The sequence below is a fragment of the Ornithinibacter aureus genome (genome assembly GCF_009858245.1).
GTDB lineage: Bacteria > Actinomycetota > Actinomycetes > Actinomycetales > Dermatophilaceae > Fodinibacter > Fodinibacter aureus.
Genome location: NZ_VMSB01000001.1, coordinates 3,148,793 through 3,161,453, shown reverse-complemented (window position 1 = coordinate 3,161,453; position 12,661 = coordinate 3,148,793). Strand labels below are relative to the sequence as shown.

13 protein-coding genes are annotated in these 12,661 nt (G+C 71.0%); 5 read left to right on the top strand and 8 right to left on the bottom strand.

Annotated elements, in window-relative coordinates; genetic code table 11:
• Positions 1-9 precede the first annotated feature (9 nt).
• The gene (locus tag C8E84_RS15035) at positions 10-321 is read right to left on the bottom strand and encodes a hypothetical protein (protein WP_159903377.1); all 312 of its coding nucleotides are present in this window, start codon (positions 319-321) and stop codon (positions 10-12) included.
• Positions 318-1,256: a mycothiol conjugate amidase Mca gene (gene mca / locus C8E84_RS15030; RefSeq protein WP_246196968.1), complete on the bottom strand. Its 939-nt coding sequence runs from the start codon at positions 1,254-1,256 to the stop codon at positions 318-320. The genes C8E84_RS15035 and mca overlap by 4 nt, the downstream gene beginning before the upstream one ends.
• Here mca and C8E84_RS15025 point away from each other — a divergent pair.
• Positions 1,183-1,725, top strand: a complete 543-nt coding sequence (locus tag C8E84_RS15025) for a DUF4307 domain-containing protein (protein WP_343041722.1) — start codon at positions 1,183-1,185, stop codon at positions 1,723-1,725. The genes mca and C8E84_RS15025 overlap by 74 nt on opposite strands.
• 233 nt (positions 1,726-1,958) lie before the next feature.
• A complete protein-coding gene (greA, locus tag C8E84_RS15020; RefSeq protein ID WP_159903373.1) occupies positions 1,959-2,447 on the top strand; it encodes a transcription elongation factor GreA in 489 nt (162 codons plus the stop codon).
• Between the two features lie 71 nt (positions 2,448-2,518).
• Here greA and C8E84_RS15015 read toward each other — a convergent pair whose 3' ends face one another.
• Entirely contained in the window at positions 2,519-3,382 is an 864-nt protein-coding gene (locus C8E84_RS15015; RefSeq protein WP_159903371.1) for a PhzF family phenazine biosynthesis protein, read from the bottom strand.
• 51 nt (positions 3,383-3,433) lie between these two features.
• On the opposite strand from C8E84_RS15015, the gene C8E84_RS15010 reads away from it, so the two are divergent.
• Entirely contained in the window at positions 3,434-3,799 is a 366-nt protein-coding gene (locus C8E84_RS15010; RefSeq protein WP_159903369.1) for a DUF2200 domain-containing protein, read from the top strand.
• A 26-nt stretch (positions 3,800-3,825) separates the two neighbouring features.
• Here C8E84_RS15010 and C8E84_RS15005 read toward each other — a convergent pair whose 3' ends face one another.
• The 4 genes from C8E84_RS15005 to C8E84_RS14990 all read right to left on the bottom strand — a co-directional run bounded on the left by C8E84_RS15005 (position 3,826) and on the right by C8E84_RS14990 (position 8,344).
• Positions 3,826-4,710, bottom strand: coding sequence for an ABC transporter permease (locus tag C8E84_RS15005; RefSeq protein WP_159903367.1), 885 nt, complete (start codon positions 4,708-4,710; stop codon positions 3,826-3,828).
• A complete protein-coding gene (locus C8E84_RS15000) occupies positions 4,707-5,696 on the bottom strand; it encodes an ATP-binding cassette domain-containing protein (RefSeq protein WP_159903365.1) in 990 nt (329 codons plus the stop codon). Before C8E84_RS15000 ends, C8E84_RS15005 begins: the two co-directional genes overlap by 4 nt.
• Positions 5,697-5,802: 106 nt before the next feature.
• Positions 5,803-7,158, bottom strand: a complete 1,356-nt coding sequence (locus C8E84_RS14995; RefSeq protein WP_159903363.1) for a glutamate mutase L — start codon at positions 7,156-7,158, stop codon at positions 5,803-5,805.
• A 7-nt stretch (positions 7,159-7,165) separates the two neighbouring features.
• A complete protein-coding gene (locus C8E84_RS14990) occupies positions 7,166-8,344 on the bottom strand; it encodes a cystathionine gamma-synthase (RefSeq protein WP_159903361.1) in 1,179 nt (392 codons plus the stop codon).
• A 164-nt stretch (positions 8,345-8,508) separates the two neighbouring features.
• On the opposite strand from C8E84_RS14990, the gene msrA reads away from it, so the two are divergent.
• Positions 8,509-9,204: a peptide-methionine (S)-S-oxide reductase MsrA gene (gene msrA / locus C8E84_RS14985; protein WP_159903359.1), complete on the top strand. Its 696-nt coding sequence runs from the start codon at positions 8,509-8,511 to the stop codon at positions 9,202-9,204.
• A gap of 181 nt (positions 9,205-9,385) precedes the next feature.
• Positions 9,386-10,594, top strand: coding sequence for a carbohydrate-binding domain-containing protein (locus C8E84_RS14980; protein WP_159903357.1), 1,209 nt, complete (start codon positions 9,386-9,388; stop codon positions 10,592-10,594).
• Positions 10,595-10,602: 8 nt separating this feature from the next.
• Here C8E84_RS14980 and C8E84_RS14975 read toward each other — a convergent pair whose 3' ends face one another.
• Entirely contained in the window at positions 10,603-12,660 is a 2,058-nt protein-coding gene (locus C8E84_RS14975; RefSeq protein WP_159903355.1) for an NADPH-dependent 2,4-dienoyl-CoA reductase, read from the bottom strand.
• Between the last annotated feature and the right edge of the window lies 1 nt (position 12,661).

Here is a 12,661-nt window from a genome sequence, read left to right as displayed (position 1 = left end):
TCTGGAGGGTCAGTCGCTCCCGCCGCCGCCTCCGCCGTCCGAGCCACCGCTGTCGCTGGAGCCGGTGTCGTTGGAGCCGCTGTCGTCCGCGGGTGAGCGGTCATCCGCCCTGCCGTCGTCGTCCCGGCGGCTGTCGGAGACGTCGCCCGGGCCGGCCTGGGCCTCGTCGCGGCCACGGTGGGCCGCCTGCTGGCGGTAGGACATCCGGCGCATCCGGGCATTCATGTTCCGCATGAGGAACCACAGAACCATCGCCATGACGAAGAAGGCGACGAAGGCGAAGAAGCCCGGGGCGACGGCGGCTGAAGGTGCATCGGTCATGAGTCTCGCTCCGTGCGCGTGTCGTGGACGATGGTCAGGGTTCCCGAGGTGGCCAACGCGTCGGCGGCCTGCACGTCGGCCGGCAGGCCCGCGAACAGGTCGTCCTCGTCGGGGGCGATCGGCACGAAGGACAGCGCTGCCTCGTAGTCCTCGGTGGGCCAGACCTGCACCTGGACCTCGCGCGGCACACGGAAGAACGAACCGTCGGGGTCGACCTGGGTGGCGTGGGCGACCAGCGCGGCATCCCTGCGGTCGAACCACGCGGAGCACTCGACGCGGGTGGTGACCGCCCGGTCGGGGCGCGTCCAGTTCTCGAGCCACTCGGCGTAGGGGCTCTCCTCACCGAGCGCGGTCAGCGCCTGGTGGAACGCCTCCACACGTGCCTTGCTGAACGTCTGGTTGTAGTACACCTTCAGCGGCTGCCACGCGGGGCCGGCGTGCGGGAAGGCCTCCGGGTCGCCAGCGGCGACGACCGCGGCCATCGACACGTCGTGGCACATGATGTGGTCCGGGTGCGGGTAGCCGCCGTTCTCGTCGTAGGTCGTGACGACGTGCGGGCGGAAGCGGCGGATCTCACGCACCAGGGCCTCGGTGGTGACGCTGAGCGGCTCGAGGGCGAAGCAGCCCTCCGGCAACGGAGGAAGCGGGTCACCCTCGGGCAGACCGGAGTCGACGAAGCCGAGCCAGGTGTGCTGCACCCCGAGGATCGCCTGGGCTTCAGCCATCTCGTCGCGGCGCACCTGCGCGAGGTCGCGAAGGATGTGGGCGTCGTGCTTCAGTCGTGGGTTGAGGACGTCGCCGCGCTCGCCACCGGTGCACGACACGACGAGCACGTCATGGCCCTCGTCGACGTACTTGGCCATGGTGGCCGCACCCTTGCTGGACTCGTCGTCCGGGTGCGCGTGGACGCACATGAGACGGAGCCGGTCAGACACGTGGGACCCTTCGTACGGAGGTGGTCGGGCGTACCCGAGAATGGACCCCGACATCCTCTCATCCGCGACCGACCCTCGACTAAGGGCCCGTATGCCGTTGCCCCGCCCCGCACCCGGCACCACCCGTTGGTGGGTGATCGGCGTGCTCGGCTGCGTGAGCGCTGTCGTGGTCATCGTCTGGTGGGGCATCGTCTCGACGACCGGCAGCGTGCGACCGGAGGTCACCGGGTACCGCGTCGAGTCCGCCTCCGAGGTGCTCGTCAAGTACGACCTGCACCGCCCCGAGGGGGTCGCCGTGAGGTGCCGGGTCAGTGCGCTCGACTCGAGCAAGGCACGCGTCGGCACCGTCGAGGATGCCGTGCCGGCCGCCGGTCCCACGTCGCTGCGGCGTGAGGTGCGCGTTCGCACCAGCGTTCGCGCGGTGACCGGCGTCGTGGACTCGTGCACCCGGGTTCCCACGACCCCCTGACGCGCCGCCCACCGACATCCCGCCGCCACACGGCATCCCACGACGTGCCCGCGGCAGCCCTCGTGTCGTTCACGGTGCCGATCACGCACCCGGTTGCTACCATTGACGTTTCACATCGGGTCTGGGTCCGACCTCGTGCCGCACAGCACCGCGACCCGGGCCCGTTGCCGTTGTCTATCGGGCGCCCCTGTCACACCGGGCGGGGTGCCACACCATGACCAGGAGTGAGTGACGTGACCGAGACCGCCAACCAGGCGAGCTTCCTGACCCAGGGGGCCTTCGACCGCCTCCAGGCAGAGCTCGACGAGCTCTCCGGCCCGGGACGTACCGAGATCGCCAAGAAGATCGAAGCGGCCCGCGAGGAGGGCGACCTCAAGGAGAACGGTGGCTACCACGCCGCCAAGGAGGAGCAGGGCAAGATGGAGGCCCGCATCCGACAGCTGACCCAGCTGCTCGAGACGGCCATCATCGGCGAGAAGCCGGCGGACGACGGCGTCGTCGAGCCGGGCATGGTCGTCACCGTCGAGATGTTCGGCGACAAGGAGACCTTCCTGCTCGGCTCGCGCGAGATCACCGACGAGTCGCTGAACGTGTTCTCCGAGAAGTCCCCGATCGGTGCCGCGGTCAACGGGCGCAAGGTGGGCGACACCGCCTCCTACACCGCACCGAACGGCAAGCAGATCGAGGTCAAGATCCTCGAGACCACGCCGTACGACGTCTGATCCGTACCGAGATCGACCAATAGGTCACACCAGGTACGGCAGAGCCGACCCCACAGCGTCCCGAGATCGACCTATTGGTCGGTCTCGGGACGTTTCGGTTCGGGGAGGTGCCCGGTGAAGATCGTGCGGGTGTCGCCGCCGACCCACATCTCACCGTCCACGACGTCGACGTGCACCCGCCCCTCGCGATGGATGACGCTTCCCTGCGCGGCGACGTACTGCGGCGGCAGGTGCCCCGCCGGCACCAGCCACTGGGCGAGCCCGGCGTTGAGGCTTCCGGTCACCGGGTCCTCGGCGAACTCTCGGCCATCGGAGTAGAACGCCCTGACCTCGGCGGCGACGCCGTCGGCACGTGCGCCCTGCGGATAGACCGCCACCAGCCCGACCTTGACCCCGCGACACCGACCGGCGTCGGGGTCCGCGGCCAGGACGGCGTCGGGAGAACGAAGCAGGATGCCGGCCCACCCGGGTCCGTTGTCGACCCACGCCATCTCCACGACGTCCTCGGGGTCCAGGCCCAGGGCGGCGACCAGGGCCTGCGCCTCGGACTGCTCCACCGGGCCGGACCGCATCAGCGGCGGAGCCGCGAAGGCCAGCCGGTCGCCGCGCCGCACCGTGACGAGCCCTGCCGCGCACTGCTGCACCACCGCTGCCTCGCGGGCGGGCACTCCCCCGGCTTCCAGCCAGGCGTGGGCGCTACCGAGGGTGGGGTGCCCCGCGAAGGGCAGTTCACCCCCCGTGGTCCAGATCCGCACCGCGTAGTCGGCGGCCGGGTCGGTGGGGGTCATGAGGAACGTCGTCTCCGACAGGTTCGTCCACCGGGCGATGTCGGCCATCTGCTCGTCGCTGAGGCCGTCGGCGCCGTGGACAACGGCCAAGGCGTTGCCCTTGAACGGCGTGCCGGAGAAGACGTCGACATAGCGCACGGAATCCATGGCGTCATGCAACCATGTCGCCACAACTCGTCGCCCCGCAGGAGCCCAGGCATGGCCGGTCATCGCATCTTCGCCACCCCGTTCTCGAGCATCTACCCCCACTACGTGGCGAAGGCCGAACGCAAGGGCCAACCGGTCGAGAACGTCGACACCGTGATCTGCTGGCTCACCGGGTACGACTCGGACGGGCTGAAGGCGGCACTGGCCGACGGCCGTGACCTCGAGACCTTCTTCGCGCAGGCCCCGGCGATGAACCCGAACGCCGAGCTCATCACCGGCACCATCTGCGGGTACAAGGTGCAGGAGATCGAGGACCCGCTCATGCAGCAGATCCGCTACCTGGACCTGCTCGTCGACGAAGTGGGCCGCGGCAAGAAGATGAGCTCGATCCTGCGCGGGGACCCAACGACCCCCTAGGGCGGATCGACCGAACCCCTGGACTCTCAGTCGGTCGTGCGCCGGTTGAACGCCCGGATCGCCAGCGGAGCCAGGATCGCCGACAGACCGACCGACCAGATGACCGTCGCGAGGACCGGGTTCTGCATCGGCCACGCGGCGTCGGCGGCGAGCGGCAACCCGTCGTTGCCCCAGAGCTCACGCATCGCCTGGACGAGCGCGCTGATGGGGTTCCACTCGGCGAGGAACCGCAGCCAGCCGGGCATGCCCTCCGGGCGGGCGAAGGCGTTGCTGAGGAAGGTGATCGGGAAGATCGTCGTGAACATGACGCCCTGCACCGCCTCGACCGACTTCAGCGCCGAGCCGGCGAGGATGCCGACCCAGATCATGGCGAACCCGAAGAGGATGAGCAGCAGGTAGCCGAGCAGACCCTTGGCCACCCCGTTGTGGATGCCCCATCCGATGAACAGCCCCGTGACCGACATGACGATGATGCCGATCATCGAGTGGATCAGGCTCGACAGGCTGCGGGCGATGACGACCGAGCCGCGCCCGATGGGCAGCGACCGGAATCGGTCGACGATGCCCTTGCTGATGTCGGAGGTCAGGCCGATGGCGACGATGAAGGAGCTGAAGGCCATCGTCTGCGCCATGATGCCGGGCAGCAGCCACTCCTTGTAGTCGACCCCCGGGATGTTGATCGAGCCGCCGAAGACGAACGCGAAGAGCAGCACGAACATGACCGGCTGGATAGTCACGTCGGTGAGCATCTCGGGCTGGCGCTTGATGTGCGTGAGGTTGCGCCGGATGAGGGCGCTGATCTGTCGCCACGCCGTGGCGCCACGCTCGTCGGGGTGCGTGGCCCGGAAGTGGCCGGTCGGGCCGTTGCCGGTGGTGCCGCTCTCGGTGTCGGGGTTGGTGCTGGTGCTCATCGGGATGCCTCCGTGGTGCTCTCGCCGGCGGCGGCACCGTCGGTCTCGGTCTCGGCGCGGTGGCCGGTCAGGCTGAGGAAGACGTCGTCGAGGCTGGGCCGCTGGAGCCCGATGTCGTCGAGCTCGATGGCGGCCTCTTCCAGGCGGGCCGCGATGCGGGTCAGTGCGGACACCCCCTCGGCCGGGGCGGAGATGCGGCGCGAGTCGGGGTCGACGTGGATCTCACCGACGTACGCCCGCACCAGCTCGGCCGCGGCGTCGACCTCGGTGCTGCGACTGACGGTCACGACGAGACTGGCCTTGCCGGACTGGTCCTTCAGCTCAAGGGGGGTGCCCTCGGCGATGATCCGGCCGTGGTCGACGACGACGATGCGGTCGGCCAGCTGGTCGGCCTCGTCGAGGTACTGGGTGGTGAGGAACAGGGTCGTCCCGTCGCGCACGAGGTCGCGCAGCACACCCCAGAGCTCGACCCGGCTGCGCGGGTCGAGGCCGGTCGTCGGCTCGTCGAGGAAGAGCACCGGAGGGGTGGCGATGAGGCTGGCGGCGAGGTCGAGCCGGCGCCGCATGCCGCCCGAGTAGTCCTTGACGACCTTGTTGCCGGCCTCGGTCAGCGAGAACCGCTCGAGCAGCTCCTCGGTCGAGCGCTTCACGAGCGAGCGCTCCAGCCCGTACAGGTCGCCGATGAGGCGCAGGTTCTCGCGCCCGGTGAGCAGTTCGTCGACCGTGGCCGACTGGGCGGTCAGGCCCATCCGGTGCCGCACGGCATCCGGGTTCTTGGCGACGTCGAAGCCGGCGACGTGTGCCGTGCCGCTGGTGGGAATCGACAGCGTGGTCATCATGCGCACGGTCGTCGTCTTGCCCGCGCCATTCGGGCCGAGCATGGAGAAAACCGTGCCCGCCGGCACGGAGAAGCTCACGCCGTCGACGGCGGTGAAGTCACCAAAGGTCTTGACGAGGTCAACGGCCTCGATCGCGGGGGCGCTCACCGGTGACGCACCGGGCGAAGAGTGGTGGAAGTCATGGGACGGGAGGCTACGTGAGCCCACCGACACCCGTCATCCGGTTTTGCCGGACGGGCGCCCCAATAGTCTCCTAATCCGGATGCCGTGTGGTCGCCACCGGGGGCGCCACGACCTGCGCCGCGAGGGCCGCGGCCGCCTCGGGGTGCTGGTCGGCGAGCAGCCCCACGGCGAACAGCAGGTAGGCCGTGTCGACGCCCGCGCGCGCCGCCACGGGCACCCGCCACCCCCCACCGTGGTCGCCAAGGACCTGCTCCAGCACGCGGTCACCGACTCCCCGGGGCGCGTGCCGCAGCACCCCTCCGGACCCGACGAGCACGGTGACCTCCGCCAGCGGGCGGGGCCGCTCCGACGGGTGGCCCGGCCGGCCGTGTCGCCGAACCGCCAGCACCGCGGCAGCGCTCGCGATCTCCTCCTCGGCCAGCCACTCCTGCGGCGAGCCCGCGAGGTGGGCGGTGTCCGTGGCCACGCGCGCGGCGTACTCGGCGGTGGCGTCGTCGAGCCCCCGGCGCTCACGGGCGCAGGCCTCGACGACACCCTGCGCCGACCAGCGCATGCCGAGGTCGGCCTCGACGGTGCGGGCGTGCCACAGGGTGCCGACGACCTCCCGCTGGATGCTGGCGTCCTCCCCCTGTGGGGTGATCACCGAGTACACGTCGGTCGTCGCACCGCCGACGTCGACCACGAGGACGTCTCCCCCGACGACCTCGGCGAGCACCTCGACGCCGCGCAACACGGCATCCGGCGTCGGTGCCTGGACGAGCTCGGCGAATCCGCGACCGCGGGACAGCCCCTTGCCGCCGATGACGTGGGTGAGGAAGGCCTCGCGGATGGCGGCGCGCGCCGACTCCGGCGCCACGACCCCGATGCGCGGCAGCACGTTGTCGGCGACGACGAACCGTCGCCCCGTCGAGGCGAGGAGCGCCGCGACCTCGTCCGCGGCATCCGTGTTGCCCGCGACGACGATCGGCGCCGTGAGCCGGGCCCTGGCCAGCCGCTGCGCGTTGTGCAGCAGCACCCGGGCGTTGCCGCCGTCGGTGCCGCCGACGAGGAGGACCAGATCGGGGGATGCCGCCCGCAGCGCCGTGACGTCGCCGCCCGTCATCGCACCACTGGCGACGTGGACAACCTTGGCACCCGCGGAGAGGCCGACCCGCTGCCCGGCCTCGGCGGTCACCTCACGCTCGTACCCCACGACGGCCAGCCGCAGGCCGCCGCCCGCGCTGGAGCAGGCGAGCACCGCAGTGGGCTCGCTCGCCCCCGCCAAGGCGGCGCGCACGGCATCCACCCCGTCCATGACGTCGGTGCTGACGGTGGTCGGGTGGCTGGCGGTGCCGTGGACTGCGCCCGTCGTGGTGTCGACGAGCACCGCCTTGGTGAAGGTCGACCCGACGTCGACGCACAGGGCGCGCGCGCTGGCGGAGCTCACCGCGGGCTCAGGTGAGGCGGTCGAGGGCCTGGCCGAGGTCGGCGATGAGGTCCTCGGCGTCCTCGATGCCGACGGAGAGCCGGATGAGGTCACCCGGCACCTCGAGCTCGGTGCCGGCCACCGAGGCGTGCGTCATCCTCCCCGGGTGCTCGATGAGCGACTCGACGCCGCCGAGGGACTCGCCGAGGATCCACAGCTGGGTCTCGGCGCAGACCTTGGCCGCGACGTCCTCGCCACCCCTGACGCGGAAGGCGACCATGCCGCCGAAGCGGCGCATCTGGCGGGCCGCGACGTCGTGGTTGGGGTGGTCGGGCAGGCCCGGGTAGTGCACGGCGGTGACCCCGTCGTGGCCCTGGAGGAAGGCGACGACCTTCTCGGCGTTGTCGCAGTGCCGCTCCATGCGCACGGCGAGGGTCTTCAGGCCGCGCAGCACCAGCCAGGCGTCGAAGGGCCCCGCGACGGCGCCCATCGAGTTCTGGTGGAAGGCGATCCGCTCGCTGACCGACTCACCGTCGCGGGTGGTGGCGCCCGGGGCGACGACGACGGCCCCACCGACGACGTCGCTGTGGCCGCCGGCGTACTTCGTCGTCGAGTGCACGACGACGTCTGCGCCGAGGGCGATGGGGTTCTGGAGGTAGGGCGAGGCGAAGGTGTTGTCGACGACGAGCAGCGCGCCGACCTCGTGGGCGAGCGCCGCGATGGCCTCGATGTCGGCGATGCCGAGCAGCGGGTTGGTCGGCGTCTCGACCCACACCATGCGGGTCTGCGGGCGGATGGCTGCTCGCACCGACGCGACGTCAGCGACGGTCGCGATCGAGTGCTCGACCCCCCACGGGCGTGCCACCTTGTCGAACAGGCGGTAGGTGCCGCCGTACGCGTCCGACGGCACGACGACGTGGTCGCCGGGGGCGAGCAGGGCACGCAGCACGGTGTCCTCACCGGCGAGGCCGCTCGCGAAGGCGAAACCGCGCTCGCCACCTTCGAGGGCGGCGATGCACTCCTCGAGGGCGGTGCGGGTGGGGTTTGCCGAGCGGCTGTACTCGTAGCCGCCGCGCAGGCCACCGACCCCGTCCTGCTTGTAGGTGCTCACCTGGTGGATCGGCGGGACGACGGCCCCGGTCGTGGGGTCGGGCTCCTGCCCGGCATGGATGGCGCGCGAGGAGAAGCCGAGGTGCTCGAAGGTCATGGCGCCCAGCGTATGCCGTTGCCGGGACGTCCCCGACCCACCCCGCCTTCTCCCGAATGTGGGTGAAGATCGTCGGCGGGGCGCCACTTTTCACCCGCATTCGACTGTGGGATGCCGTGGCTGGCGTGGGGATGACTCGGGCACGTTCGCGCGTTAGGAGGAACATGATCTTCGGTTCACGCGCCAAGACGACCCTGCCCACCGCCGACGAGGCCCTCCCGGGCCGAGCGCACCGCCCCTTCACGGTGCCGACCACCCACGAGGTGCTCGGCACCCCGCTCGAGGGCCCGTGGCCCGACGGCACCGAGGTGCTCTACGTGGCCATGGGCTGCTTCTGGGGTGTCGAGCGGATCTTCTGGAAGCTCCCCGGGGTCGTGACGACCGCGGCCGGCTACATGGGTGGGTACACGCCGAACCCCACCTACGAGGAGACCTGCACCGGTCGCACCGGCCACGCCGAGGCCGTGCTCGTCGCCTACGACCCGGCCGTGACCACGCCCGAGCTGCTGCTCAAGGCGTTCTGGGAGAACCACGACCCGACGCAGGGCAACCGGCAGGGCAACGACATCGGCACGGCCTATCGGTCGGCGATCTACTGGTCGACCCCCGGTCAGGAGGCAGCGGCGCGCGCGACCAGGGAGGCATTCCAGGACGTGCTGACCCGAGCCGGACGAGGGCAGATCACGACGACGCTGGCGCCCGCCTCGGTCGCCGGCCCGTTCTGGTACGCCGAGGACTACCACCAGCAGTACCTGCACAAGAACCCGAACGGGTACTGCAACCACGGACCCAACGGGCTGACCTGCCCCGTGGGCGTCGCCAACCTGCCGGCCCAGACGGACGTGCTGCCCCCGGCCTGACGCCTGCCGCAACTTTCCCGCCCGATGCCGGGACCTTCACCTTGACACCACAACGGAAGTCCTGTCGAGGTGAAGGTTCCCGGGTGAAGCCGGGGCAACCGGGGCACGCCGGATGCCGTGGCTACGGCTGGCGGGTCGCGACCCACAACTCCTCGGCAGGCCAGCGGGCGGCCCACCGGCCGTGAGCGCTGCCGACGAAGCAGTCATCGTCCTGGCCGACGGCACGACGAACTCGCTGACGGACGGCTCGTCGTACGGCGAAGGTGAGGGTGAGGCCAACGCCGCGCTGTACTCCGCCGCCGACCTCACCATTGCCGGTGACGGTGCACTGACGGTCAAGGGCAACAGCAACGACGGCATCGGCGGACAGGACGGGCTCGTCATCACCTCCGGCCGAGTCACCGTCAACGCCGTCGACGACGGCATCCGGGGTAAGAACTACGTGCGAGTCCAGGGTGGCACCCTGGCGATCACGGCCGGCGGCGACGCCCTGAAGTCCGACAACGTCGAGGAGCCCGACCGCGGCAATGTCGCCGTGCTCGGCGGGTCGATCGGCGCCACCGCGGGCGACGACGGCATCTCAGCCGCCTCGGATGCCGTGGTGGGCGGTGGGTCGCTCACCATCGCCGCCGAGGGCGACGGCATCCACGGTGACGTCAGCGCGACGATCGGTGGCGGCGACACCACCGTCACGAAGTCGGGTGAGGGCCTGGAGTCCAGGATCGTCACGATCGCCGGCGGCACCCTCGACATCACGAGCAGCGACGACGCCGTGAACGTCTCCGACGGGAGCGGGTCCTCGGGCGGCCCCGGGGGCGGCGCGCCGGGGGCCGCGCCGGGCGCCGATTCGGCCGCGTCGGGCGCGTCAGGGCTCATCCTGACCATCAACGGTGGCACCACGACCCTGAGCTCCGAGGGAGACGGGCTGGACTCCAACGGCGACCTGGCGATGACTGGGGGCACCGTGGTGGTCAGCGGGCCGGCGACCAACGGCAACGGCGCTGCTGACGTCGACGGCAGCTTCCTCGTGTCGGGCGGCACCCTGCTGACCGCCGGGTCGTCCGGCATGGCCGTCGCCCCCGACGCGGAGTCCGAGCAGGGGTGGGTGTCGGCGACGTTCGACTCGGCCTACGCGGCGGGCACCGTCGTCCAGATCGCGTCGGGTGACGAGGTCGTGGCGACGTGGACGGCCGACAAGGAGTTCTCGTCGGTCATCTTCTCGTCGGAGGCGATCACCACTGGTGAGACTTACACGGTGCTGACCGGAGGCACGGCCGGTGGAACCACGGTGGGTGGGCTCGCACTCGGTGGGTCCAGCAGTGCTGCAACCGAACTCGGCACGGTCACCGCTGGCCAGCACAGCGGTGGGCGCGGCGGCGTCCGCCCCTGACCTCCCGGTCAGATGGCGGCGGCGACCTCGGTGCCCTGGCGGATGGCGCGCTTGGCGTCGAGCTCGGAGGCGACGTCCGCCCCACCGATGACGTGGGTGACCAGCCCGCGGGCGTGCAAGTCGTCGGCGATGGTGCGCACCGACTCCTGACCCGCACAGATGACGACGCTGTCGACGGCATACGTGCGACGTTCGGTGGCGCGCTCGGCGCCCTCGGCGCCCTCCGCGCCGGCGGCAACGCTCACGTGCAGCCCGGCATCGTCGATGAGGTCGTAGGACACCACTGCCGTGACGTGCTCGACACCCTTGGCCTTCAGGGCTGCCCGGTGCACCCAGCCCGAGGTCTTCCCCAAGCCCTTGCCGATCGAGCTCGCCTTGCGCTGGAGCAGCACGACGTGACGAGGGCTGGCCTCCGGCTGGGGCTTGGTCAACCCACCGCGGGTCAGCGCCGGGTCACCGACGCCCCACTCGGCCCGCCACGCCTGAAGGTCCAGCGTCGCCGACTCCGAGGTCGTGAGGTACTCGCTGACGTCGACCCCGATGCCACCGGCGCCGATGACCGCCACCCGCTGCCCGGCGACGCGCTCACCGCGCACCAGCTCGGCGTACGTCATGACCATGGGGTGGTCGATGCCGGGGATCGACGGCATCCGCGGCTCGACGCCGGTGGCAACGACCACCTCGTCGAAGCCGGCATCCGCCAGCTCGTCGGCGTCGACCTTGCGGCCGAGGTGCACCTTCACACCGCCGAGGTCGAGCTGGCGGGTGAAGTAGCGGATCGTCTCGGCGAACTCCTCTTTGCCGGGGATGCGCATCGCGATGTCGAACTGCCCGCCGACATGGTCACGGGCCTCGAAGAGCTCGACGGTGTGCCCGCGGTCGGCCAGCGTCGTCGCCGCCGCCAGGCCGGCCGGGCCCGCTCCCACGACGGCGACCTTCTTCACGGTGCGGGTCGGGCCGAGCACCAGCTCGGTCTCGTAACCGGCCCGCGGGTTGACCAGGCAGGTGGCGCGCTTGTTGACGAAGGTGTGGTCCAGGCAGGCCTGGTTGCAGGCGATGCACGTGTTGATCTCGTCGGCCCGCGCCTCGGCCGCCTTGCGCACCCACTGCGGGTCCGCGAGGAAGGGCCGCGCCAGCGACACGAGGTCGGCGCCACCTCCGGCGAGCACCGACTCGGCGACCTCGGGCATGTTGATCCGGTTGGTCGCGACCACCGGCACGGACACGTGCTCCTTGAGACGGCCGGCGTACTCGGCGAACGCAGCCCGCGGCACCGACGTGACGATGGTCGGGACCCGCGCCTCGTGCCACCCGATCCCGAGGTTGAGGATGCTCGCCCCGGCGGCCTCGACCTCGCGGGCCAGAGCCGTCACCTCGTCCCAGGTCTGGCCGTCTTCCACGAGGTCGAGAACGGAGATGCGGTAGATCACGATGAAGTCGGGACCGGCGGCCTCGCGCACGGCGCGCACCGTCTCGACGGCAAACCTGCGACGCTTCTGCGGGGTGCCGCCCCAGGTGTCCGTGCGGTGGTTGGTCCGGGGTGCCAGGAACTGGTTGATGAGGTAGCCCTCGGACCCCATGATCTCGACGCCGTCGTACCCGGCCTCGCGGGCCAGGCGGGCCGCGCGGGCGAATCCGCGGATCTGCCGCCGCACCCCGCGGTCGCTCAGGGCTCGGGGCTTGAACTTGCTGATCGGGCTCTTCACCGCCGACGGCGCGACGCACCACGGGGTGTAGGCGTAGCGGCCGGCGTGCAGGATCTGCAGGGCGATGCGACCCCCCTCCGCGTGCACGGCATCCGTCACCTGACGGTGCTGGCGGGCCTCACGACGGGTGGTCATCTTCGAGGCGAGGGGGTAGAACGTGCCCTCGATGCTCGGGGCGAACCCGCCGGTGACGATGAGCCCGGCTCCCCCGCGGGCGCGCTCGGCGAAGTAGGCGGCGAGCTTGGGGAAGTCGCGGGCGTGGTCCTCCAGACCGGTGTGCATCGAGCCCATGACGACCCGGTTGCGGAGCGTGACGTGCCCGAGGTCGAGAGGCTCAAGGAGGTGCGGGTATTCGCTCATG